The organism is Pseudomonas sp. H3_E04, from assembly GCF_054668915.1.
Window position 1 is genome coordinate 4,919,906 of the sequence record NZ_CP162797.1, and the last position, 24,505, is coordinate 4,944,410.

Annotated in this window: 19 protein-coding genes; 17 read left to right on the plus strand and 2 right to left on the minus strand. The window is 60.4% G+C overall.

Going from position 1 to position 24,505, the window contains the following annotated elements:
- Window positions 1-9: 9 nt before the first annotated feature.
- A complete protein-coding gene (gene aceE / locus AB4N53_RS22175) occupies window positions 10-2,655 on the minus strand; it encodes a pyruvate dehydrogenase (acetyl-transferring), homodimeric type (protein ID WP_460123278.1) in 2,646 nt (881 codons plus the stop codon).
- Between the two features lie 262 nt (window positions 2,656-2,917).
- Between aceE and AB4N53_RS22180 the strand changes: the two genes are divergently transcribed.
- From AB4N53_RS22180 to AB4N53_RS22240, 13 genes are all read left to right on the plus strand, one after another.
- Window positions 2,918-3,043, plus strand: a complete 126-nt coding sequence (locus AB4N53_RS22180; RefSeq protein WP_301291621.1) for a hypothetical protein — start codon at window positions 2,918-2,920, stop codon at window positions 3,041-3,043.
- Window positions 3,040-5,979 carry a bifunctional [glutamate--ammonia ligase]-adenylyl-L-tyrosine phosphorylase/[glutamate--ammonia-ligase] adenylyltransferase gene (gene glnE, locus AB4N53_RS22185; protein WP_460123281.1) on the plus strand — a complete coding sequence of 980 codons (2,940 nt, stop codon included), beginning with the start codon at window positions 3,040-3,042 and terminating at the stop codon, window positions 5,977-5,979. Before AB4N53_RS22180 ends, glnE begins: the two co-directional genes overlap by 4 nt.
- Before the next feature lie 330 nt (window positions 5,980-6,309).
- Window positions 6,310-7,344 (plus strand): lipopolysaccharide heptosyltransferase II, encoded by a 1,035-nt coding sequence (waaF, locus tag AB4N53_RS22190; RefSeq protein ID WP_460123284.1) that lies wholly within the window; start codon window positions 6,310-6,312, stop codon window positions 7,342-7,344.
- Window position 7,345: 1 nt separating this feature from the next.
- Window positions 7,346-8,407, plus strand: coding sequence for a lipopolysaccharide heptosyltransferase I (waaC, locus tag AB4N53_RS22195; RefSeq protein WP_460123287.1), 1,062 nt, complete (start codon window positions 7,346-7,348; stop codon window positions 8,405-8,407).
- A complete protein-coding gene (locus tag AB4N53_RS22200) occupies window positions 8,407-9,528 on the plus strand; it encodes a glycosyltransferase family 4 protein (RefSeq protein WP_460123289.1) in 1,122 nt (373 codons plus the stop codon). The genes waaC and AB4N53_RS22200 overlap by 1 nt, the downstream gene beginning before the upstream one ends.
- Window positions 9,528-10,334 carry a lipopolysaccharide core heptose(I) kinase RfaP gene (rfaP, locus tag AB4N53_RS22205; protein ID WP_460123291.1) on the plus strand — a complete coding sequence of 269 codons (807 nt, stop codon included), beginning with the start codon at window positions 9,528-9,530 and terminating at the stop codon, window positions 10,332-10,334. Before AB4N53_RS22200 ends, rfaP begins: the two co-directional genes overlap by 1 nt.
- Window positions 10,334-11,068 (plus strand): lipopolysaccharide kinase InaA family protein, encoded by a 735-nt coding sequence (locus AB4N53_RS22210; RefSeq protein ID WP_460123293.1) that lies wholly within the window; start codon window positions 10,334-10,336, stop codon window positions 11,066-11,068. The genes rfaP and AB4N53_RS22210 overlap by 1 nt, the downstream gene beginning before the upstream one ends.
- Complete coding sequence (locus AB4N53_RS22215; RefSeq protein WP_460123295.1) at window positions 11,065-11,817, plus strand: lipopolysaccharide kinase InaA family protein; 753 nt, start codon at window positions 11,065-11,067, stop codon at window positions 11,815-11,817. The genes AB4N53_RS22210 and AB4N53_RS22215 overlap by 4 nt, the downstream gene beginning before the upstream one ends.
- Window positions 11,817-13,268 (plus strand): lipopolysaccharide kinase InaA family protein, encoded by a 1,452-nt coding sequence (locus AB4N53_RS22220; protein WP_460123298.1) that lies wholly within the window; start codon window positions 11,817-11,819, stop codon window positions 13,266-13,268. Before AB4N53_RS22215 ends, AB4N53_RS22220 begins: the two co-directional genes overlap by 1 nt.
- A 207-nt stretch (window positions 13,269-13,475) precedes the next feature.
- Window positions 13,476-13,778 carry a YceK/YidQ family lipoprotein gene (locus AB4N53_RS22225; RefSeq protein WP_460125234.1) on the plus strand — a complete coding sequence of 101 codons (303 nt, stop codon included), beginning with the start codon at window positions 13,476-13,478 and terminating at the stop codon, window positions 13,776-13,778.
- Between the two features lie 172 nt (window positions 13,779-13,950).
- The gene (locus AB4N53_RS22230; RefSeq protein ID WP_460123301.1) at window positions 13,951-15,705 is read left to right on the plus strand and encodes a carbamoyltransferase family protein; all 1,755 of its coding nucleotides are present in this window, start codon (window positions 13,951-13,953) and stop codon (window positions 15,703-15,705) included.
- Complete coding sequence (locus tag AB4N53_RS22235; protein WP_460123304.1) at window positions 15,698-16,606, plus strand: glycosyltransferase family 2 protein; 909 nt, start codon at window positions 15,698-15,700, stop codon at window positions 16,604-16,606. The genes AB4N53_RS22230 and AB4N53_RS22235 overlap by 8 nt, the downstream gene beginning before the upstream one ends.
- A gap of 52 nt (window positions 16,607-16,658) precedes the next feature.
- Window positions 16,659-18,119: a hypothetical protein gene (locus tag AB4N53_RS22240; protein ID WP_460123307.1), complete on the plus strand. Its 1,461-nt coding sequence runs from the start codon at window positions 16,659-16,661 to the stop codon at window positions 18,117-18,119.
- Between the two features lie 3 nt (window positions 18,120-18,122).
- Here the strand turns inward: AB4N53_RS22240 and AB4N53_RS22245 are convergent, their stop codons facing one another.
- Window positions 18,123-18,776: a lipopolysaccharide kinase InaA family protein gene (locus tag AB4N53_RS22245; RefSeq protein ID WP_460123310.1), complete on the minus strand. Its 654-nt coding sequence runs from the start codon at window positions 18,774-18,776 to the stop codon at window positions 18,123-18,125.
- A 125-nt stretch (window positions 18,777-18,901) separates the two neighbouring features.
- Here AB4N53_RS22245 and msbA point away from each other — a divergent pair, with 125 nt between their 5' ends.
- The 4 genes from msbA to hldE all read left to right on the plus strand — a co-directional run bounded on the left by msbA (window position 18,902) and on the right by hldE (window position 24,503).
- Window positions 18,902-20,722: a lipid A export permease/ATP-binding protein MsbA gene (gene msbA, locus AB4N53_RS22250; RefSeq protein ID WP_460123313.1), complete on the plus strand. Its 1,821-nt coding sequence runs from the start codon at window positions 18,902-18,904 to the stop codon at window positions 20,720-20,722.
- Window positions 20,716-21,612: a GNAT family N-acetyltransferase gene (locus tag AB4N53_RS22255; protein ID WP_460123316.1), complete on the plus strand. Its 897-nt coding sequence runs from the start codon at window positions 20,716-20,718 to the stop codon at window positions 21,610-21,612. The genes msbA and AB4N53_RS22255 overlap by 7 nt, the downstream gene beginning before the upstream one ends.
- 4 nt (window positions 21,613-21,616) lie before the next feature.
- The gene (locus tag AB4N53_RS22260) at window positions 21,617-23,017 is read left to right on the plus strand and encodes a PIG-L deacetylase family protein (RefSeq protein ID WP_460123319.1); all 1,401 of its coding nucleotides are present in this window, start codon (window positions 21,617-21,619) and stop codon (window positions 23,015-23,017) included.
- Between the two features lie 64 nt (window positions 23,018-23,081).
- Window positions 23,082-24,503: a bifunctional D-glycero-beta-D-manno-heptose-7-phosphate kinase/D-glycero-beta-D-manno-heptose 1-phosphate adenylyltransferase HldE gene (hldE, locus tag AB4N53_RS22265; RefSeq protein WP_039756793.1), complete on the plus strand. Its 1,422-nt coding sequence runs from the start codon at window positions 23,082-23,084 to the stop codon at window positions 24,501-24,503.
- Window positions 24,504-24,505: the final 2 nt, after the last annotated feature.

The window sequence follows — 24,505 nt, forward strand, 5'->3', positions numbered from 1 at the left end:
AATGTCTCCTCAGCAGTCCAGTGGGTTGCGTTTTTCCGGGTCGATGCCGAACTTGGTGATGGCTTCAGCCACCACTTTAGGTTCGATATCACCACGGTCAGCCAGTGCTTCCAGGGCTGCCAACACCACGAAATGACGGTCGACTTCGAAGAAATGACGCAGTTTCTTGCGGCTGTCGCTGCGGCCGAAACCGTCGGTGCCCAGGACCTTGAATTCCTTGGACGGTACCCACTGACGGATCTGCTCGGCGAACAGCTTCATGTAGTCGGTAGAAGCAATGACCGGACCTTTGCGGCCGTTCAGGCACTCTTCGACGTAGCTCAGCTTCGGCTTCTGGCCAGGCTTGAGACGGTTGCTGCGTTCTACAGCGAGGCCGTCGCGACGCAGTTCGTTGAAGCTGGTAACGCTCCACACGTCAGCGCCGATGTTGAACTCTTCACGCAGGATCTTCGCCGCTTCACGCACTTCCCGCAGGATGGTGCCGGAGCCCATCAGCTGAACGTGGTGCGCCGCATCGCGAGTGTCTTCCTCGAGCAGGTACATGCCTTTCTTGATGCCTTCTTCGGCACCGGCCGGCATGGCTGGCTGCTGGTACGACTCGTTCATCACGGTGATGTAGTAGAAGATGTCCTGTTGCTCTTCGGTCATCTTCTTCATGCCGTCCTGAATGATCACCGCCAGCTCGTAGCCGTAGGTCGGATCGTAGGTGCGGCAGTTCGGGATAGTCGCGGCCAGCAGGTGGCTGTGACCGTCTTCGTGCTGCAGGCCTTCACCGTTCAGGGTGGTACGGCCGGCGGTGCCGCCGATCAGGAAGCCACGGGTACGGCTGTCGCCAGCGGCCCAGGCCAGGTCGCCGATACGCTGGAAGCCGAACATCGAGTAGAAGATGTAGAACGGCAGCATCGGCTGGTTGTGGCTGGAGTACGAAGTACCGGCAGCGATGAACGAGCTCATGGCGCCTGCTTCGTTGATGCCTTCTTCAAGGATCTGACCTTTCTGGTCTTCCTTGTAGAACATCACCTGGTCTTTATCGACTGGCTCGTAGAGCTGGCCGACGGAGGAGTAGATACCCAGCTGACGGAACATGCCTTCCATACCGAAGGTACGGGCTTCGTCCGGGATGATCGGGACGATGCGCGGGCCGATTTCCTTGTCCTTGACCAGTTGCGCGAGGATCCGCACGAAAGCCATGGTGGTAGAAATTTCACGGTCGCCCGAGCCATCGAGGATGGCTTTGAGGGTGTCCAGATCCGGAGTCGGTACGCTGAAGCTCTGCGCGCGGCGCTGTGGCACGAAACCGCCCAGTGCGGCACGACGCTCGGCCAGGTAGCGGCCTTCGGCGCTGTTTGGCTCTGGCTTGAAGAACGGCAGGTTCTCCAGCTCTTCGTCCTTCACCGGGATGTCGAAGCGGTCGCGGAACAACTTCAGGCTGTCGACATCGACTTTCTTGGTGTTGTGCGCAGTGTTTTTCGCTTCGCCGGCACCGGTGCCATAACCCTTGATGGTCTTGGCGAGGATGACGGTCGGTTGTTCCTTGTGGTTGACCGCTTCGTGGTACGCCGCGTAGACCTTGTACGGGTCGTGGCCGCCACGGTTGAGTTTCCAGATCTCGTCGTCGGACAGATCGGCAACCATTGCCTTGAGTTCAGGCGTGTTGAAGAAGTGCTCGCGAACGAACGCGCCGTCTTTGGCTTTGTAGTTCTGGTACTCGCCGTCGATGACTTCGTCCATGCGGCGTTGCAGGATGCCGTCGACATCCTTGGCCAGCAGCGGGTCCCAGAAACGGCCCCAGATGACTTTGGTCACGTTCCACTGAGCACCACGGAACACGCCTTCGAGTTCCTGGATGATCTTGCCGTTGCCGCGAACCGGGCCGTCGAGGCGCTGCAGGTTGCAGTTGATGACGAAGATCAGGTTGTCCAGCTTCTCGCGGCCGGCCAGGGAGATCGCGCCCAGGGATTCCGGCTCGTCGCACTCGCCGTCGCCCAGGAAGCACCAGACTTTCTGTTTGCCCGGCTGGATGAAACCGCGATGCTCCAGGTACTTCATGAAGCGCGCCTGGTAGATCGCCTGGATCGGACCCAGACCCATCGATACGGTCGGGAACTGCCAGAAGTCAGGCATCAGCCAAGGGTGCGGATAGGAAGACAGGCCTTGACCATCGACTTCCTGACGGAAGTTGTTCATCTGGTCTTCGGTGATGCGGCCTTCCATGAATGCACGGGCGTAAACGCCTGGCGAGGTGTGGCCCTGGAAGTAGATCAGGTCGCCGCCGTGTTCGTCGGTCGGGGCCTGGAAGAAATAGTTGAAGCCGATGTCATACAGGGTCGCACTGGAAGCGAAGCTGGAGATGTGACCACCCAGGTCCGAATCTCGCAGGTTCGTGCGCATTACCATGGCCATCGCGTTCCAGCGTACCAGCGAGCGAATGCGGCGTTCCATGAACAGGTCGCCAGGCATGCGTGCTTCGTGGGTAACGGGGATCGTGTTGCGGTAAGGCGTGGTGATCGCGTAAGGGAGCTGCGAGCCGCTGCGGGTCGCGAGTTCGCCCATACGGGTCATCAGATAGTGAGCACGGTCTTCGCCTTCTTTGTCGAGAACCGATTCCAGGGCGTCCAGCCATTCCTGGGTTTCGACGGGATCGAGGTCTTGCATGGCTTGCTCCAGGGCGGAAAGGCTTCCAGAATCGGTTGCCTGAGTTTGCGACTGGCCTTGTGGGCAGACGATTTAAAATTCTTGGATTGCCGACAGGTTGTTCCGGCGGCGTGTAGTTTTACTACAAATCTTCCGGCATTTCAGCCTTTCGAATGTATAGACGAGTAGTAAAACTACAGATGAAAGGCTTGTGGCCTCCGACTGCGTTGTGAGAATAATCGTTAAGGCGGGTCGATTTCCATCCGAATAAGGTGAAAGTTTGATGCTGGATGCCAAAGAAGAAGAAATTTCAGCTATTTCTAACTTTTGTTCGACAGTCCTTCACGTAGCGGGTTTTCATCATTCACTACAAGCGGCCCTTTATACGCCGATCAAGGATAGACCATGACCCTGCCCGTGCTTGCCGAACTGCCCGCCATTCTCCTGCCGTTGGTCAGCCGATCCGAGCAGTCGTTCCGTACGTCCGTCGCCGCCCTCGAGGACGATCACGGCCTGTCGAGCTGGACGCCGGAGCGCTGGGCGCAATTCGCCCGCGTCACTGCCGCCAGCGAATTTGTCATTGAACAGAGCATTCGTGACCCTTTGATGTTGCTGGCGCTGGTGGCATCCGGCGAACTTGACCGGGCGTTTGCGCCCGGCGAACTGTGCGCACAGATCGCCGCCGCCGCGAACAGCGCGCAGAGCGAAGACGAACTTGGCCGTGCCCTGCGCCGCCAGCGCGCACGCCATCAGGTGCGGATCATCTGGCGCGATCTGACCCGCCAGGCCGATCTGGTGCAGACCTGCCGCGACCTCTCGGACATGGCTGACGCGACCATCGATCAGGCTTATCAATGGCTGTACAGCCGTCATTGCGAGCAGTTCGGCACGCCGACCGGTCGGCGCAGCGGTGAGCCGCAGCAGATGGTCATCCTCGGCATGGGCAAGCTCGGTGCGGTCGAGCTGAATCTGTCTTCCGACATCGATCTGATCTTCGCCTACCCCGAAGGCGGCGAAACCGTCGGCGTGAAACGCTCGCTGGACAATCAGGAGTTCTTCATTCGCCTCGGCCAGCGTCTGATCAAGGCACTCGACCCGATGACCGTCGACGGCTTCGTTTTCCGCGTTGACATGCGCCTGCGCCCATACGGATCGTCCGGTGCGCTGGTGCTCAGCTTCAACGCGCTGGAGCAGTATTACCAGGATCAGGGCCGCGACTGGGAACGCTACGCGATGATCAAGGCGCGAGAAGTGGCTGGCGATCAGGTCGCCGGCGCGCAGTTGCTCGACATGCTGCGGCCGTTCGTCTACCGCCGTTACCTGGATTTTTCGGCGATCGAAGCACTGCGCACCATGAAGCAGCTGATCCAGCAGGAAGTGCGGCGCAAGGGCATGGCCGACAACATCAAGCTCGGCTCCGGCGGCATCCGCGAGGTCGAGTTCATCGCTCAGGCCTTTCAGTTGATCCACGGTGGCCGCGACCTGAGCCTTCAACAGCGTCCTCTATTAAAGGTGCTGAGCACGCTGGAAGGGCAGGGCTATCTGCCGCCGGCGGTGGTCAGCGAGTTGCGCGAAGGGTACGAGTTTCTGCGTTACACCGAACATGCTATCCAGGCGATTGCCGACCGTCAGACGCAAATGCTGCCGGACAGCGCCCAGGATCAGGCGCGCATCGCTTTCATGCTTGGCTACTCCGATTGGCCGGCCTTCCATGAACAGTTGATGTACTGGCGCGGGCGCGTGGCCTGGCATTTCGCCCAGGTGATCGCCGATCCCGACGAGGATGAGGGCAGCGAAAGCGAAGTGGTGGTTGGCGGTGAATGGCTGCCGCTGTGGGAGGAAGAACAGGACGAAGAGGCCGCGTGCCGGCAGTTGCAGGAGGGCGGTTTCGTCGATGCCGGCAAAGCGCTGAAGGCGCTGGCCGGTTTGCGCGGCAGTCCGCAATTGCGCGCGATGCAACGGCTGGGGCGCGAGCGTCTCGATGCATTTATTCCGCGACTGCTCGCGCAGGCGGTGGAGCATGACAATCCTGATCTGGTGCTCGAGCGCGTGCTGCCGCTGGTGGAAGCGGTGGCGCGGCGCTCGGCGTATCTGGTTTTGCTCACGGAAAACCCCGGTGCGCTGCGCCGCCTGTTGACCCTGTGTGCGGCGAGCCCGTGGATTGCCGAGCAGATCACGCGTTTCCCGCTGCTGCTCGACGAATTGCTCAACGAAGGCCGGCTGTTCAAGCCACCGCTGGCGCCGGAACTGGCGGCCGAGTTGCGCGAGCGGCTGACACGCATTCCCGAGGACGACCTCGAGCAGCAAATGGAAGCCTTGCGTCATTTCAAACTGGCGCACCGCTTGCGTGTCGCCGCTTCGGAAATCGCCGGCAGCCTGCCGCTGATGAAGGTCAGCGATTATCTGACCTGGCTGGCCGAGGCGATTCTCGAACAAGTGCTGGCCCTGGCCTGGCGGCAGACTGTGGCCAAGTACGGCACGCCGCTGCGCACCGACGGCACGCTGTGCGATCCCGGTTTCATCATTGTCGGTTATGGCAAAGTCGGTGGTATCGAATTGGGGCATGGTTCGGACCTGGATCTGGTGTTCATCCATGACGGCGATCCGCAGGCGGAAACCGATGGGCCGAAATCCATCGATGGCGCGCAGTTCTTCACGCGCCTGGGGCAGCGGATCATTCACCTGCTCACGGCGCAGACCAACTCCGGCCAGCTGTATGAAGTGGATATGCGCCTGCGTCCTTCCGGCGCTTCCGGGCTGCTGGTGAGTTCCCTCGGCGCATTCGCGCGCTATCAGGAAAATGAAGCCTGGACGTGGGAGCATCAGGCGCTGGTGCGCGCGCGGGTGCTGGTGGGCAGTCAGGATGTTGGCCAGGCCTTCGAAAAAGTCCGCGCGCAGGTGTTGGGCAAACCGAGGGATCTGGCCAAACTGCAACAGGAAGTCAGCGAGATGCGCACGAAGATGCGCGACAACCTCGGCACTCGCAGCACTGCAGCCGGCACGGCGGCGAATGCGTTCGACGCGGGCGTGCCGTTTGACCTCAAGCAGGACGCCGGAGGTATCGTCGATATTGAATTTATGGTGCAATACGCGGCCCTGGCGTGGTCGCACAGCCATCCGCCACTGCTGCGCTGGACCGATAACATCCGCATTCTGGAAGAGCTGGAGCACGAAGGGCTGATGCCCGCCGAAGATGCCAGTCTGTTGCGCGAGGCCTACAAGGCCTACCGCTCCGCCGCCCACCGGCAGGCCTTGCAGAAAGACGCAGGCGTGATAACCGGGGATCAGTTTGTCGAAGAGCGGCAACAGGTGTTGCGGATCTGGAAGGAGTTGGGGCTAAGCTGAAAGGCGCCAATGAAGGCAGTGAGATTCAACAGGTGGGAGCGAGCCTGCTCGCGAAGGTGGAGTGTCAGTCGGCATTTGTTTTGAATGTACTGGCCCATTCGCGAGCAGGCTCGCTCCCACAGTGATCTGCGCTGAAATGCAGATGTTGAAACAGATGCAAAACCCTGTGGGAGCTGGCTTGCCAGCGATAGCGGAGTATCAGACGACAACAATGTTGAATGTGAAGACCTCATCGCGGGCAAGCCCGCTCCCACAGTAGATCTACAGTGTTTGTAGAATTATCGAGGCGGGGAGGCGTAAATGCCTCCCCGGTTCGTTTTTGGAAACCACATGAATATTCTGATCGTTGGGCCCAGTTGGGTCGGTGACATGGTGATGGCGCAGACACTGTTTCAGTGTCTCAAACAGCGCCACCCGCAATGCACAATCGACGTGCTGGCGCCCGAATGGAGCCGGCCGATCCTCGAGCGCATGCCCGAAGTGCGCAAGGCCTTGAGCTTCCCGCTCGGCCATGGCGCGCTGGAACTGGCGACGCGCCGGCGCATCGGCAAGTCCCTGCGCGGCCAGTACGATCAGGCGATCCTGTTGCCCAATTCGCTGAAATCGGCACTGGTGCCGTTTTTCGCCGGCATCCCCAAGCGCACCGGCTGGCGCGGCGAATTCCGCTACGGTCTGCTCAACGACGTGCGCACCCTCGACAAAGAACGCTATCCGCTGATGATCGAGCGCTTCATGGCGTTGGCCTATGAAGCGAACGCTGAATTGCCGAAGCCGTACCCGCGCCCGAGTCTGCAAATCGACCCGGTCACCCGCGAAGCGGCACTGGCCAAATTCGGTTTGCCCCTCGACCGCCCGGTCCTGGCCCTGTGCCCCGGCGCCGAGTTTGGCGAATCCAAGCGCTGGCCGTCCGAGCACTACGCCAAGGTCGCCGAAGCGCGCATTCGCGAAGGCTGGCAGGTGTGGCTGTTCGGCTCGAAAAACGATCACGCGGTCGGCGAGGACATTCGCGCCCGGCTGATCCCGGGCCTGCGCGAAGAATCGGTCAACCTCAGCGGCGGTACCTCGCTGGCCGAGGCCATCGACCTGCTGTCCTGTGCCGATTCCGTGGTGTCCAACGATTCCGGCCTGATGCATGTCGCTGCGGCGCTGAATCGTCCGCTGGTCGCTGTGTACGGCTCGACCTCGCCGGGCTTCACCCCGCCGCTGGCCGAGCAGGTCGAGATCGTGCGTCTGGGCATCGAATGCAGTCCGTGTTTCGATCGTACTTGCCGGTTCGGCCATTACAACTGCCTGCGCCAGTTGATGCCGGACGCGGTCAACGATGCCTTGCAGAAGTTGCAGGGCTCCGTGGTCGAGGTTCATTAACTTGCGGGTACTGCTGATCAAGACTTCATCGCTGGGCGACGTGATTCACGCGTTGCCGGCGCTGACCGACGCTGCGCGCGCGATCCCGGGCATCAAGTTCGACTGGGTGGTGGAAGAGGGTTTCGCCGAGATTCCGAGCTGGCACCCGGCGGTCGATAAAGTGATTCCGGTCGCGGTCCGCCGCTGGCGCAAGAGTCTGTGGAAAACCATCACCAGCGGCGAGTGGAAACGCTTCAAGCAAAGTGTGCGCGCCAATAAATACGATCTGGTGATCGACGCTCAAGGCCTGCTGAAAAGTGCCTGGCTGACTCGCTACGTCAAAGCCCCGGTGGCCGGCCTCGATAAAACCTCGGCTCGCGAGCCGATGGCTGCACGCTTCTACGATCGCAAACTCGCCGTCGCTCGTGGTCAACACGCCGTCGAGCGCGTACGACAGTTATTCGCCATCGCCCTGGGTTACGACCTGCCCAAAGGCCTTGGCGATTACGGCCTCAACGTCGAGCGACTGGTCGAGTTGCCGCGCAAGAACGCCTACGTGGTATTCCTCCACGGCACCACCTGGGACACCAAGCACTGGCCGGAAATCTACTGGCGCGAGCTGACCGAGCGGGTCGGCTACCTGGGTGTTGGCGTGAAGTTGCCGTGGGGCAACCCACAGGAAAAGGCCCGCGCCGAACGCATCGCGGCCGGCTTCAAACACGCCGAAGTGCTGCCGAAACTCAATCTGGCTGGCGTTGGCAAAGTTCTCGCCGGCGCGCAGGCTTGCGTGGCGGTGGATACCGGACTCGGCCATCTCGCCGCTGCGCTGGACGTGCCGACCATCTCGCTGTTCGGCCCGACCAATCCGGGCCTCACCGGCGCCTACGGCAAGTTGCAGATTCATCTGGCCAGCGACTTCCCGTGCGCGCCCTGCATGCAGAAAAAATGTACCTATCAACCGACCGAGCAGGATGCCCGTCAGTTTGACCTGAAACGCGAGCAGCCTTTGTGCTTCACGCGTGTGAACCCCGAGCGTGTCGCGAGCCGACTGAGCACGTTGTTAATGGCTGAGGAGCTGCGCTGATGCAATTGGCATTCGTCCTGTACAAATATTTCCCGTTCGGCGGCTTGCAGCGCGATTTCATGCGCATCGCCCTCGAATGCCAGAAGCGCGGCCATCGGATTCGCGTCTACACGCTGATCTGGGAAGGCGACGTGCCGCCGGGTTTCGAAGTGCTGGTGGCGCCGGTCAAGGCGTTCTTCAATCACCGTCGCAACGAGAAACTCAGCGCGTGGATGGCAGCGGATCTGGCCAAACGTCCGGTCGATCGCCTGATCGGTTTCAACAAGATGCCGGGCCTGGACGTGTACTACGCGGCTGATGGCTGCTTCGAAGACAAGGCGCAGAACCTGCGCAACTCGCTGTATCGCCGCTGGGGCCGCTATCGCCATTTCGCCGAGTACGAGCGTGCGGTGTTCGCCAAGGACGCGAAGACCGAAGTGCTGATGATTTCCGAAGTGCAGCAGCCACTGTTCATCAAGTACTACGACACGCCGCTTGAGCGTTTCCACCTGCTGCCGCCGGGCATTGCCCAGGATCGTCGGCGTCCGGCGAATGCCGATGAGATCCGCGCCGGTTTCCGCGCTGAATTCAATCTCAAGGACGACGAACTGCTGCTGGTGCAGATCGGCTCCGGCTTCAAGACCAAGGGTGTCGATCGCAGCCTCAAAGCGCTAGCCGGGTTGCCCGCCGAATTGCGCAAACGCACCCGGCTGTTTGTAATCGGCCAGGATGACCCCAAATTGTTCCAGATGCAGAGTGCGACACTGGGCCTGGGCGACAATGTGACCTTTCTCAAAGGGCGCAGCGACATACCGCGTTTCCTGCTCGGTGCCGATCTGTTGATCCACCCGGCCTACAACGAAAACACCGGCACCGTGCTGCTTGAAGCGCTGGTGGCCGGTTTGCCGGTGTTGGTCAGCGCGGTCTGCGGTTACGCCCATTACATTGCCGAGGCCGATGCCGGGCGAGTGCTGGACGAGCCGTTCGAGCAGGCGCAGCTGACGCAATACCTGACCGAGATGTTGAGCAACGACGCTGCACGTGCGGCCTGGAGCCGCAACGGTCTGGCCTTCGCCGAGACGGCCGACCTCTACAGCATGCCGCAGCACGCGGCGGATGTGATTCTGGCGGAGCACGCTTAATGAAGTTGATGCTGGCTGAACCGTTCAAAAGCCTTTGGGCCGGACGCGACCCGTTCGCCGCAGTCGAAGGCTTGCAGGGCGAGGTATACCGCGAGCTGGAAGCGCGCCGGACATTGCGTACGGAAGTCGACGGGCATGGCTTTTTCGTCAAGATCCACCGTGGCATCGGCTGGGGCGAAATCTTCAAGAACCTGCTGACCGCCAAGCTGCCGGTGCTCGGCGCCGGGCAAGAGTGGAAAGCCATCCAGCGCCTGCAAGAAGTCGGCGTGCCGACCATGACTGCCGTCGCCTATGGTGAGAAGGGCAGCAATCCCGCGGATCAGCATTCTTTCATTGTCACCGAAGAGCTGGCGCCGACCATCAGCCTCGAAGACTTCAGCATTGACTGGGTCAGGCAGCCACCGGAGCCAGCACTCAAGCGCGCGCTGATTGCCGAGGTCGCGCGGATGACCGGCATGATGCACCGCGCCGGGGTCAATCACCGTGACTGCTACATTTGCCACTTCCTGCTGCACACCGACAAACCGGTCACGCCGCAGGATTTCAAACTCTCGGTAATCGATCTGCACCGAGCCCAGACCCGCGCAAAGATCACTCAACGCTGGCGCAACAAGGATCTGGCGGCGCTGTATTTCTCCGCGCTGGACATCGGCCTGACCCGCCGCGACAAACTGCGTTTCCTCAAGGGCTATTTCCAGCAACCGCTGCGGCAGATTCTGACAGAAGAGGCGCCGCTGCTGAGCTGGCTGCAAGGCAAGGCCGACAAGCTCTACGAACGTAAACAGCGTTACGGGGATGCGCTCTGATGGCGGGTTGGACACTTGAACCGCAGTACAGCAGCCTCGCCGAAGATTTCGGCAGCCTCGAAGCCGTATTTGCCTTGCAGGGCGAACGCCTGACCCGCGACCCGCTCTCTGAGGTAATTCGCGTGCAGCGCGACGGCGTCAACTATTACGTCAAGCGCTACGTCGGCGCCGGTAAGGGCCTGCGCCGCTACCTCGGCAAGCCGCGGGTGAAAATGGAGTGGCAGAACCTCAAGCGCTTCGCCAAGTGGGGCATCCCTACCGCCGAGGTGGTCGCCTGGGGACTGGAGCGGCGCGGCGCGGCTTACGACCGTGGTGCAATGATCACCCGCGAATTGCCCAACACCGAAGACCTGTCGGCGCTGGCCGAGCGCAAGGATCCCAAACTCAAGGATCGCGCCTGGATCGACGGTGTCAGCCGGCAGTTGGCCGGTTATACCCGGACAATGCATGATCACCGCTTTACCCATAACGACCTGAAATGGCGCAATCTGTTGATTGACGATCAGGCGCGTATCTTTCTCATCGATTGCCCTAACGGCGAGTTCTGGCGCGGCTTCTGGCTGAAGTACCGGATCACCAAGGACCTGGCCTGTCTCGACAAGCTGGCCAAATATCACCTGTCCAATACCCAGCGCCTGCGTTTCTATAAGCAATACCGCCAGTGCGATCGGCTCGATGTCGCCGACAAGAAACGGATTCGGCACGTGGTGAGATTTTTTGAGGGACGTGAATGACTGATTTCATTGCCGAGCAGGACCGTGCGCTGCTGGAACGCCACGGTCTCGGTACTTTCGACGCGCTGTGGGCCAAACAGCTGGAAGCAGTGGATGAGCCCAACACTTCTGGCGGCGGCTGGAGCAGCGTGTTTCGTCTGAACCTGGAAGGCCAGGGCTATTACCTCAAGCGCCAGAGCAACTATCTGACCCGCACCTTGCATGCACCGCTCGGCGAGCCGAGCTTTGCCCGGGAATTTCGCAATATCAGCCGCTATCGCAAACTTGGCATCCCGGCATTGCAGGCCGCGTTTTTTGGTGAGCGCAAGGTTGATGGGGAAGTGCGCGCGATTTTGCTGACCCGCGCACTGGACGGCTGGAGCGATCTGGATTCGTTGCTTGAATGCTGGGCTCAACTCAGTGCCGCGCAACATTCGGCGATTCTCAAGGCTTGCGGATTGCTGGCGCGGCGTCTGCACGGCATGCGTCAGGTGCATGGCTGTTTTTATCCCAAACACATTTTTTTGCGCGCCACCGGCGACGGTTTCGAGGCGCAACTGATTGATCTGGAGAAGACCCGGCCGTTGCTGTTCGGCGCGCGTGATCGGGTCAAGGATCTGGAGCCGTTGCAGCGCCGCTCGCCGCAGTGGAGCGAGGCGGACTTGCGCCAGTTGCTCGCGGCCTATCTTGATCAGCCGACTGACAGTTCGCTGCTCGACCGCTGGCTCGATCGGCTAACGGCACGGCGCAGCCACAAGGAGACCCGCTGATGCGCTTGTCCGAACTGGCCCGATCCGGGCGCTCACCCTCGTTGCCGCTGACTGTGACTCTGGCGGATGCAGCCGGGGCTGCGGATTTGCAGTTGCTGAGCCTGCTGCGTGTGCTGCCTGGGCAGCGCTACGTCGGCGCCGGGGTCTGGCGCGGTCGGCCGGTGCTGGCCAAGTTGTTGGTCGGCAGCAAGGCTGCCCGGCATTTTCAGCGTGAGCTGGATGGCGTGCGGCTACTCGCTGCGCAGGGCCTGACCACGCCGCTGCTGTTGGTTGACGGGCTGGAAGAGGGCGAGGGCGGCTGGCTGCTCTTTGAATTTCTCGAAGATGCCGAAAGCCTTGGTGATGCCTGGGCGAGAGTCGAGTCGCTGCCAGCGTTGGCCGATGAGCAGACTGCCGTGCTGGCCGCAGCGCTCGACGCCATTGGCAGGCTGCACGGCAAAGGGCTCTGGCAGGAAGACTTGCACCTGGACAATCTGCTGCGTCACGGCGGCCAGCTGTATCTGATCGATGGTGCCGGGGTGCGTGCGGAAACGGCTGGGCAGCCATTGTCCCGGCAGAAAGTGCTGGAAAATCTCGGCGTGTTTTTCGCCCAGTTGCCCAAGTCACTCGAGCCATTCACCGAAGAATTGCTGGTGTATTACCTGTTGAGCAATAGCGAGCATGCGCTGCCTCTGGAGGCCTTGCAGAAGCAGATCGACAAGGTCCGTAGCTGGCGACTCAGGGATTATCTGATCAAGGTCGGCCGCGACTGCACCTTGTTTGCTGTTCAGCGCGGCGCATTCGCCTTGCGCGCCGTTCGGCGCGAAGAAGAAGCCGCCATGCTGCCGGTGCTCGAACAGGCCGACGCCTTGCTTGACCAAGGGCATCTGTACAAGACCGGCGGTGCCGCGAGTGTCGGCCGGGTTCAGGCCGCAGGGCGCACGCTGGTAATCAAGCGCTACAACATCAAGGGCTTCGCCCACTGGCTCAAGCGCTTCTGGCGCCCGAGTCGGGCCTGGCATTCGTGGCGCGAAGGCAATCGTCTGGCCTTCCTCGGGATCGCCACGCCGAAACCGCTGGCGGTGTTGGAAAAGCGTTTTTTGTGGCTGCGTCGCAGCGCCTATCTGATCACCGAGTACCTGCCCGGGCCGGACATCATCGAGCGCTTCACGCCTTACGTGGCGAATGGCGAGGCACCGGAAGCCGAGTTGCAGGCACTGGACCAACTGTTTGCCCGGTTGATCGCCGAGCGCATCAGTCATGGCGATTTCAAGGGCCACAACCTGTTCTGGCAAACGGATCGCTGGGCGTTGATCGATCTCGACTCGATGTGCCAGCACGGCTCTGTCAGCAGCTTTGCCCCGGCCTACGCCCGGGATCGCGCGCGGTTCATGCGCAACTGGCCGCCGGGCAGTGCGTTGTATCGGGTCATTGATCAGCGTCTGCCGAAAGAGATCTCGAGCGCGGGGTGACGCCTGTTCGCGAGCAGGCCGCTTCCTGCGATGGACTCGATCCCCTGCGGATCCGAGTCTGCGGGCAGTAACGGACAAAACGCAGCGACGTGTCCTACAGTTTCTCCAGAAGCCATGAACTGTGCCCTGCGCGGACTCGATGCTAATTTGCCTGACGATCTTGGAGGGCGAATCTTGAGCCTGAAAAAAATTCTGACGCTGGGTTTAATGTCTTCGATTCTCTCAGGCTGTGGCAGTGTCTCGACCGTTTTACAGGACGACGCCGATGCTGCCCGTGACTTGCGCAGAAAGAAGACCTACTGCCAGTCGATTCCGCGCATCTACAGTGGCCTGGCCTTTGATTTTTGCACTTTGAATGCGCCGCCCGATCCTACCGGTATGCTGGCGCCCTTCGTGTTGCTCGATCTACCGCTGTCCGCCGTGTTCGATACGCTTTCGCTGCCTTACACGGTCTATCGGCAGATTACCGATTCAAATCTGAGTATTTACTGGCGCAGGGACGGCTATTGAGTCGTTCAACCTGCTGATTCGGACCAATCGTGCAGGTGGCAATTCGCACAAGGTAATTCCCGTCATGTTTACGCTATAATCCCGCCCTTTAGCTGTCACTCGCTCCGCGCGAGGGCACATCAATTTTCAAGGCGCATCGCGCCTGCATGCAGACTAAAGAGGCTAGACCCCTGTGGCATTGACGATTCTTGGCCTGTCCGGCGCCCTTAGCCATGATCCTTCCGCAGCCTTGTACATCGACGGCAAGCTGGTCGCGGCGGCTGAAGAAGAGCGCTTCGTACGCGATAAACATGCAAAGAACCGCATGCCCTACGAATCGGCGAAATTCTGCCTCGAGCAAGCCGGCATCAAACCGTCCGATGTTGACGTGGTGGCGATTCCATTCGCCCCGATCAGCCTGTTCGGCAAGGCCCGCTGGCATTACGCCAAGCGCTATTGGTACGCCCCGGATCGCGCCCTCGATGCAATCCTGATGGGCAACCGTCGCTACAAACGCTATCGCAACAAGATCGTCTGGTGCCTCGAGCAGTTGGGCTTCGATCCGAAGAAAATCAAGATCGAGCCGGTCGAGCACCACCTGGCACACGCTTCCAGTGCCTATCACTGCTCGGGTTTCAAAGAGAAAACCGCGATTCTCGGCATCGATGGCAAGGGCGAATACGCCACGACCTTCTTCGGCTATGGCGAAAACGGCAAGATCCACAAGATCAAGGAATTCTTCGACCCCGATTCCCTCGGTGGACTGTACGGTGCGATCACCGAATTCCTCGGTTTTGAAATGCTCGACGGCGAGTTCAAGGTCATGGGCATGGCGCCGTACGGCGATGCCAGCAAGTACGATTTCTCGCGTCTGGCCTCGTTCGAGAATGGCGAACTGGTGATCAACACCGACTACGCCAACGTCATCGGCCTGCGTCGTTATAAAGAAAAGGGCAAGGGTTTTTATTTCTCGCCGAAGCTGATCGAGTGGCTGGGGCCCAAACGCGAAGGTGATATCGCCGACGAGCCGTACATTCATTACGCCGCCAGCATGCAGGCGCTGTTCGAAAAACTCGCGTTGCAAATGATCGACCACTACCTGGGCGATGTGCTCAAGGAAACCGGCAAACTGGCTTTCGCCGGTGGCTGTGCGCTGAACGTCAAGCTGAACCAGAAAATCATCGCCCGCGACGACATCAAGGAGTTGTTCGTGCAGCCTGCGTCTGGCGATGCCGGCACCGCAGTCGGCGCAGCAGCCTACGTGTCGCACGCCCGTGGCGTGCCGGTCGAGAAGATGGAACACGTCTACCTCGGTCCGTCTTACAGCAACGAAGACGTGATTGCCGCGTGTGCCCGTCACGAGAACAAGCCGACCTGGCGCAAGCTCGACAACATGCCGCAAGAAATTGCCAAAATCATGGTCGAAGGCAACCCGGTGGCCTGGTTCCAGGGGCGCATGGAATTCGGCCCGCGCGCATTGGGTGGACGTTCGATCATCGGTTGCCCGAGCATTCCCGGTGTAGCGGACCGCATCAACCATCAGATCAAGTTCCGCGAGCGCTGGAGGCCTTTCTGCCCGTCGATGCTCGACACTGTTGCGCCACAGATGATCAAGATCGATCATCCGGCGCCGTTCATGACCTTCACTTTCGAAGTGGCCGAAGAATGGAAGGCCCGTGTGCCGGAAGTCGTCCATGAGGACGGTACGTCCCGGGCCCAGGTCCTCAAGCGTGAATACAATCCGCGCTACTACGACATGATGAAGGCGCTGGAAGACCTGACCGGCAATGGCGTATCGCTGAACACGTCGCTCAACCGTCGTGGCGAGCCAATGATCTGTTCGCCGACCGATGCGCTGAACATGTTTTTCGGTTCTGACCTGCAGTATCTGATCATGGAAGATATTCTTGTCGTCAAAGACGGCGTGCAAGGAAACGGTCTTGACTGAAACATTGATCAGCGTCGTGATCCCCGCATACAACTACGCCAGATCGCTGCCGCGTGCGGTGGAGTCGGTGCTGGCGCAGTTGCATGAAGCGAAGGCGGATCTGCTGGTAATTGATGACGGGTCCACTGACGCGACGCCTGAAGTGGTGCAAGCGTTGCTGGCCGAACATGCCGGGCGTTTTCGTGCCATACGCCAAAGCAACGGCGGATTGTCTTGCGTGCGCAATCGCGGGATAGAGGAAGCCACCGGGCAGTTTCTAGTCTTTCTTGACGCAGATGACGAGATGGCTCCCGGGGCTCTGGCGGCGTTATCGCAACACATCGCCAGTCACCCTGAAACGCGGATGATCATCGGCGCTCATTGGTCGGTCTTCTCCGGTGGCAAGCGCAGCCTGCAGGCTGTCAAACCACTGCCGGCAACGTTGCGCCAGCGGGTCAGGGGCTATCTGCTGGACAAGACGGTGTCGATCTCCAACGGGGCTTGCGCAATGCATCGTGATGTATTCGCGCCGGGCAACTATCCCGAGCATCTGCGCAACGTTGAGGATTTGCCGGTATTCGCCCAAGTGCTGGCGCGCTTTCCTTGCACGGTGATCGAGCAGCCACTGGCGCTCATTTACAAGCACGCCGACAGCATGCGCCATGATTTGCGCCAGAGCCTGGCGGCGGGTGCCGAGCAGGTGGTAGCTGAGGTTTTTTCCAGTCAGCGGATGCCGCGAGAGTTTCACGATTTGCGTCAGGCATATCTCGCTCAACGATGCCTGTCATTGTTTCGAGATTGCTATTCGCATGGCGAATACGCATTGGCGAAAACATTTTACATGCAGGCGCTACGTGCCGACTGGCGCACTCTCGGGCGTTGGTCTTACATGCGCAAAGCCTTGCGCCTGCTGTTTCGATAAATCTGTCTGTTGTTATTTGCGTACCTGTGGCGCGTGATGTTGAGGGGGCTGGGTGAAAGGTACGGATAGTAAATGGGCGGTCAAGGCAGCTCGGCTAATCAATGAGCGACCGGTCAGTGTCGCGTTCTGGGCAAGCATTCTCCTTTCATTGATCGCCGTGTGGGGTACCGCAACGGTCGGTCGCGATGCCGCGCTGTATATCGATATTGCCCATCAGGTTGTCTTGCACGGGGCCGACGTGGCCTGGGTGCATTTCGACTGGCCGTGGTTCTCCATTCTTCTGGCTTTGACCCATCGCTTTCTTTTGTTGCCGCTGGAGTTGAGCGCCTATCTCTGGTGCGGCCTGTTTTTCGCCGGCACCAGTGCCCTGATGGTCGATTGTATTCGCCGACGCTCGCCACAGCTTGCTGGCTGGGCATGCCTGGTTGTGCTGGCAATGCCCGCGGTCAACGCCTTTCGAAATGACATCATCCGTGAATGCGGTTTCTGGTTTTTCTGCACGCTGGCATTGTGGCAGGCGCTGCGTTGGCAGGCCCTGGGCGGTTGGCTCAGAGCCGGCCTGATTCACCTGGCTATTGTGGCTGCGGCGCTGTTCCGGCTGGAAGCATTGCTGTTATTGCCAGCGCTGGGTCTGTGGCAATTGCCGGGGCTGTGGCGCTCCGGTCAGCGCACGCGTTTGCTGCAGTTTGCTCTGTTGCCGGTGGTGGGGCTGCTGGTTGCATCGGCCTTCGGGTTTTTCATGTCGGCGCGCTTCCTCCTGTATCTGGACATGATTGCACCGCAGGGCGTCTACCAGTCGTTTCAGATGCTGTCTGAACAGTTTGGCAACTCGCTGATCAACAAGTACTCCCAGGATGAAGCCGGGCGTATCGTGTTTTTCGGGCTGCTGGCGACGATGATGATCACATTCGTCAAGCTGATGGGGCCGTTCGCTGCGCCATTTGTCCTGCGTCGCAACTGGGGTGTCTTGGGGGTTTACTGGCGAGACTATCGTCCGTTCGCCTGGGCAGCACTGCTGTATCTCGTCGTGCTGATGCTGTTTTTCATCAAGCAGCAGTTCATGAACGCCCGGTATCTGAGTTTCCTTAATTTGCTCTTCGTACCGGTACTGGCGATGGGGCTGGCGGCATTTGCCCGGCAGTTTCCGCGCTGGACCAAAGTACTGGTCGTGGCAGCGTTACTGGTGATGCTGTCGAATGTGATTTCGACTGGCGCAGGCAAGACCCATTACGTGGCAGCCGGGCGCTGGATGTCCGCGCACGTTGAGCCTGAGGCCAGCGCCTGGTTCGAAGACGGTCGGATCAGCTATTACGCGGGGCGCGGTTATGTCCTGCCTACGCTCACGCGTGAACAGGCGATGTCGCCGGAGCACGCCGATGAGTATCGCTATTTCCTGATCGAGGGGAAGGGTGATGAGCCGTGGCTGAGCGAGTGGCTGGTGGCGCACAAGATGCGCATCATCGAGCGCTTCGCCAACCGCAAGGGCGCAACGATTCTGGTGATCGGCCGTTAGACGTCAGCCCAGCAGCAGGCGCAGGCGTTCGATCAGCGCAGCTTGTCGCTTGCTCGGCAGCGCCTGGCGATAACCTTCCAGGAAAGCCTGCCCGGCGTCGGCGCCGAGCAGCCATTGCCGGTCTTGTTTGTAGCGGAGCAAGTGGGCGAAGTTGCGCAGTCGCTTGCTGTCGCTCAGAGCGCGCCTCTGGCAGCGCAGGTCGGCGATGTCGATCAATCCGAGCTGATTCTGCGGCGTCTGCACGACATTGCCGAAGTGCAGGGACCGGAAATACACGCCTTTTTCGTGCAGTTGCGCAATGAACGCGCCCAACTGAGCGCGCAACGTCTCGGCCCCTTCGGGCGTGCCCTGCAATTGCCGTACGGTTTCGCCCGCCAGCGGAGCGTAATACACGCCATCGCGCTGAATGCTCGGAATACGGTAAACCGCGATGACGTCTGGGCAGAGGATGCCGCGCTGCTGTAACGCTCTGGTGTTGTTGGCGAAGCGCTGGGCGTAGGGAAAGAACAGCGCCGAACTCAGCAGGCGTTTGCGGCGAAACAGTTTGAGCATGCGACCGTCGGCCAACCTGAGCACCTTGTCGCCGGAACCGTCGGCTTCGAGTACCTGAGCACCCTTGCGCAGTGCCTCGTAAGTGCTGTGATCAATCGATTGCATGCCTGACTCCCCATCGTGAGCCGGCTATCTTAACCGACTTGGCCAAAGGCTGGCGTCCGGTGATGTTTATCGGCGCAAAAGGGCCTGTGATATCATCGCCGCCTCACTGATTTACGCGGATTCCCATGAGCAGTCCTGAACCGAAAGCCCAGTCAACGCTGGCGATCTATTTCCGCCTTTTGGCTTACGTGCGTCCCTACGCCGGCCTGTTCATCCTGAGTATCGTCGGCTTCCTGATCTTCGCATCGACCCAACCGATGCTCGCTTACATCCTCAAGTATTTCGTCGATGGCCTGGCCAATCCTGAGGCCAGTCTGTTCCCCGGCAATCCCTACCTTGGCAAGTTGCAATTGCTCGAGAGCGTGCCGTTGTTGATCGTGCTGATTGCCGTGTGGCAAGGCGTCGGTTCGTATCTGGGCAACTACTTTCTGGCGCGGGTCTCTCTGGGCCTGGTGCATGACCTGCGCGTGGTACTTTTCAACAAGCTGCTGGATCTGCCCAACAGCTATTTCGACAAGAATAACTCCGGCCACCTGATTTCCCGTATCACCTTCAACGTGACGATGGTCACCGGCGCTGCCACCGACGCGATCAAAGTGGTGATCCGCGAAGGCATGACCGTGATTTTCCTGTTCTGCACCCTGTTGTGGATGAACTGGAAGCTGACTCTGGTGATGGTCGCCATCCTGCCGGTGATTGGTCTGATGGTGAGCAGCACCAGCAAGAAATTCCGCAAGCAGAGCAAAAAGATTCAGGTGTCGATGGGCAACGTCACGCATGTGGCGTCCGAGACGATTCATGGTTACCGCGTAGTGCGCAGCTTTGGTGGCGAAACTTACGAAAAGGTCCGCTTCCGCGACGCCAGCCAGAGCAACACCGACAAGCAACTGACGATGACCAAGACCGGCGCGGTGTATACGCCGATGCTGCAATTGGTGACGTATAGCGCCATGGCGGTGGTGATGTTTCTGGTCCTGTACCTTCGTGGCGATGCATCGCCTGGTGATCTGGTGGCCTACATCACCATGGCCGGCCTGCTGCCGAAACCGATTCGTCAGCTCTCCGAAGTCAGCTCGACAATCCAGAAGGGTGTGGCCGGTGCGGAGAGTATTTTTGAGCAGCTGGACGAGCCGGCAGAAGTCGATCACGGCACGGTCGAGCGCGACCGTCTCGAGGGGCGGCTGGAAGTTCGCAACCTCAGCTTCAGTTATCCCGACAGTGAAAAGAAAGTTCTCGACGATATCAGTTTCGTTGTCGAGCCAGGCCAGATGGTTGCGTTGGTGGGGCGTTCCGGCAGTGGCAAATCCACCCTGGCCGGTCTGATACCGCGCTTTTATCAGCACGAGCACGGACAGATTCTGCTCGATGACGTGCAAGTCCAGGACTTCACCATGCGCAGCCTGCGTCGGCAGATCGCCCTGGTGACCCAGCAGGTCACGCTGTTCAACGACACGGTGACCAATAACATCGCTTACGGCGATCTGGCGGGGGCGCCGTTCGAAGAGGTCAAGCGCGCGGCCACCGAAGCCTACGCCGATGAGTTCATCATCAAAATGCCGCAGGGCTACGAGACGCTGGTCGGCGAGAATGGCGTGTTGCTGTCCGGCGGCCAGCGGCAGCGCATTGCCATTGCGCGGGCATTGCTCAAGGACGCGCCGCTGCTGATTCTCGATGAGGCCACCTCGGCCCTCGATACCGAATCGGAACGGCATATCCAGGCGGCTCTCGACCATGTTGTGCAAAACCGCACAACGCTGGTGATCGCTCACCGCCTGAGCACGATCGAAAAGGCTGATCTGATTCTGGTCATGGACGAAGGCAAGATTGTCGAACGCGGCACTCATACCCAGCTTCTGGCGCAGAATGGCTATTACGCACGCTTGCATGCGAAGGAATTCGAAGAAGGCGATGAGCCGCAACCGACCCACGTGACCGACCTATGCTGACGGCATTTCGCGCCTGGCGAGAGCGCGGCTGGAGCGAGATTGATCACGCGGCCTACGCACAGGCCTGGCAGCGCTTCGGTGGCAGTTTTGCAACTCATCCCGAAGTGGTGGAGCGGTTGTCGACGTTTGTCGGCATCAAGCTGCATTACCTGGGCTGGATCGTTGACGGCGAAGTCGTCGCGGCTGTTGCTTGCTGGGGAAAACATGCCGCGCTGTCCAAAGAAGTGCTCAAGCGCGAGGGCAAGCGCGGGCTGCTGGACATGGGCAACGCTGAGCTGATTCTGCCGATTGCTGCGGATGTCGTGGTTCCGGTTCGCCAGCGCATGGCTTACGTGTCGCAACTCAACGCCGGGCAGATCAGCACCCTCCGAACCCAGCCCGAAGGGCTGGCACTTGCGCGGCTGCCTGAGGATTACTCGAAGAAGTTTCGTTACAACCAGCGTCGCGAACAGCGTCTGCTGGAAGAGGCGGGCGGTTCGCTGGTGCCGATGTCCGACTTGACACCACAGGAGCAGGCCACCGCTTATGGCGATCTGTTCCAGCGGCGCTGGGGCTTCGAAGTGCCCGGCAAGGCCGGACTTGTCGAAGTCTTCACGCTGCTGCGCGAGTTCATGACCGGTTCGGTTGTGATGCTCGAGTCGGCGCCGGTCGCCATTCAGATTCTCTACCGTGTCGAAGCGCCGCAGTGGGTATCGCTGGAATACGTCAATGGCGGCGTCGATCCGCAAAGCCGCGAGTTCAGCCCCGGCAGTGTATTGAGTTTCGTCAACACCCAGCAGGCCTGGGCGGATGCTCAGGCACTGGGCAAGACGCTGCGCTATTCGTTCGGCCGTGCCGACCGCGAATACAAGGATCGCTGGTGCCACACGGTGCCCGTCTACAAGGTCTGAAACCATGACTGCTCGCAAGCAACAGCTCCTCAAGGCCCATCGACGCAGCAAGCGCTTGTTCCTCGTCGCGTTCCTGCTCGTGCTGTTGGCGGCCGGCTTCCTGTTGGGCTGGTGGCTGGTGCCGGTGCTGCTGGTGTTGGCGTGGGTGGCGCACGAAGCATGGTTTGCCGACCATCTGTTCTATCGCGCAAGCGACGACTATCAGTACCAGTTTCCCAGCGATACGGCGCGTCACGCCGTGAAACTGGATGGCGGTATCGTGCATCTGAGCGAGCCGCTGGCGCCGGGAGAAACGCTGCTGCTGGAGCTTCAGATCAAAGCCACGTGGCTCGGCCGCTGGCGGGATCCTTATGTCGAGCTGGGTAACGATCGCCAGGATTTCGAGCGTGGCGTCGGCGGGCGGCGCTTTCTCAATCTGTCCGGGCAAGCCGCGGCGCTTGGCGAAAACGCGCTGACATTGCGTGGTCGGCATTGCACGCTGAGTTCCAGTGGCACGCTGTGGGTCATGAGCAATCCCGATTACGCGCAGCAACGGGTGATGGTCATCGCGCCCCACGCCGATGATGCCGAGCTGGCAGCGTTCGGGCTCTACAGTCGCTGCGCAGAGGCAAGCATCGTCACCCTGACCCAGGGCGAAATCGAAGCCGAAGATTTTCAGCGCCTCGGGCTGGACAAGGCTCAGGCTGCTCGTTTGAAAGGTCGCCTGCGTAGTTGGGACAGCCTGAGCATTCCGTTGTGGGGCGGGGTTCCGGCCAGTCGTTGTGTACAGCTGGGCTACTACTGCCTGCAATTGCCAGCGATGGCCGAAGAGCCGAACACCTCATTCTGCTCGCGGGAATCCGGCGAAAATGATGTGCGCACTGTCCGTCAGCACAATCCGTTCGACCTGCCGGGCGATGGCGATGGCGCGCCGACCTGGATCAATCTGGTCGGCGATATACGGCAATTGCTCGAGCACTTTCGCCCCGAAGTCGTCGTCACTCCGCATCCCGAACTGGATCCGCACAGCGACCACGTCGCTTCCACCCGTGCCCTGCTCGAAGCCATCGCCGCCAGTACGTGGAAGCCGTCGACCTTGCTGATGTACGCTAACCACCTGCATGACAATGATCGTTGGCCAATGGGCCCGGCTGGAGGGGGGATTGCGCTGCCGCCGGCGATCGAACCGTTGCCGTCCGACCGTTTGTGGAGTCCGCTGCTGTCAGCGGACGTGCAGTTGGACAAGGCCATGGCGCTGGCCATGGAGCATGACCTGCAGGGCCCGCTCGGAATCAAGCGGCAGTTGCGTCGCGTCATTCAACAGGTGCTTGCCGGACGTCGCTGGCCTGTCACAGGCAGTAACGAGTTTTTCCGCAAGGCTGTTCGCCGCCACGAACTGTTCTGGGTCCGCGACCTTTCAGATTGAGGCGGACGGCGCTTTACCCTGTGTTAATATCGCGCCCCTGTTCATTTTGTATGTGGGTTGCTCCATGAAGTTGTCCATGCCGCGTTTCGATCAAGCCCCTGTCTTGGTGGTCGGCGATGTCATGCTCGACCGTTACTGGCATGGCGGAACCTCACGGATTTCCCCTGAGGCGCCAGTGCCGGTGGTCAAGGTCGAGCAGATCGAAGATCGTCCAGGCGGTGCCGCGAACGTTGCCTTGAACATTGCCGCGCTGGGTGCACCGGCTTCGTTGGTCGGTGTGACAGGTGATGACGAAGCCGCCGACAGCCTGAGCAACAGTCTCAAGGGCGCCGGCGTACGCGCATTGTTCCAGCGCATTGCGCACCAGCCGACCATCGTCAAGCTGCGGGTCATGAGTCGGCACCAGCAATTGCTGCGTATCGACTTCGAAGAGCCCTTTGCCACCGACGCTTTGGCGCTTGGCTCCCAGGTCGACGACCTGCTTGAGGGCATCAAGGTGCTGGTCCTTTCCGATTACGGCAAAGGCGCGCTGAAAAACCATCAGGCGCTGATTCAGGCGGCACGGGCGAAAAACATCCCGGTACTGGCTGATCCGAAGGGCAAGGACTTTTCCATCTATCGTGGCGCCAGCCTGATCACGCCGAACCTGAGCGAATTCGAAGCCATCGTTGGTGGTTGCGTTGACGAGCACGAGCTCGTCAGCAAGGGTGCAGCGCTGATGCATGATCTCGATCTCGGGGCGCTGCTCGTCACCCGTGGCGAACACGGCATGACGCTGTTGCGGCCCGATCATCCAGCACTGCACTTGCCTGCCCGTGCACGGGAAGTCTTCGACGTGACCGGTGCGGGCGATACGGTGATTTCCACTTTGGCAGCGGCCATAGCGGCGGGCGAAGAACTGCCGCACGCGGTGGCGCTGGCCAATCTGGCGGCGGGCATTGTCGTCGGCAAGCTCGGTACCGCAGCGATCAGCGCCCCGGAACTGCGTCGCGCGATTCAGCGCGAGGAAGGCTCCGAGCGTGGTGTGCTGGGCCTTGAGCAGTTGGTGCTGGCTGTCGCCGACGCCCGTGCGCATAACGAACGAATTGTCTTCACCAACGGCTGCTTCGATATCCTCCACGCCGGTCATGTGACTTATCTTGAACAGGCACGAGCGCAAGGCGATCGACTGATTGTCGCGGTCAACGACGATGCCTCGGTCAGTCGCCTGAAAGGTCCAGGCCGGCCGATCAACAGCGTCGACCGCCGCATGGCCGTTCTCGCTGGTCTCGGTGCCGTGGACTGGGTCATCAGTTTCCCGGAAGGCACGCCTGAGAACCTGCTACGTGAGGTCAAGCCTGATGTGCTGGTCAAGGGCGGCGATTACGGCATCGATCAGGTTGTCGGCGCTGATATCGTCACCGCTTACGGCGGTACCGTGAAAGTGTTGGGGCTGGTGGAAAACAGCTCAACGACCGCGATTGTCGAAAAAATACGCAGTCGCTGATC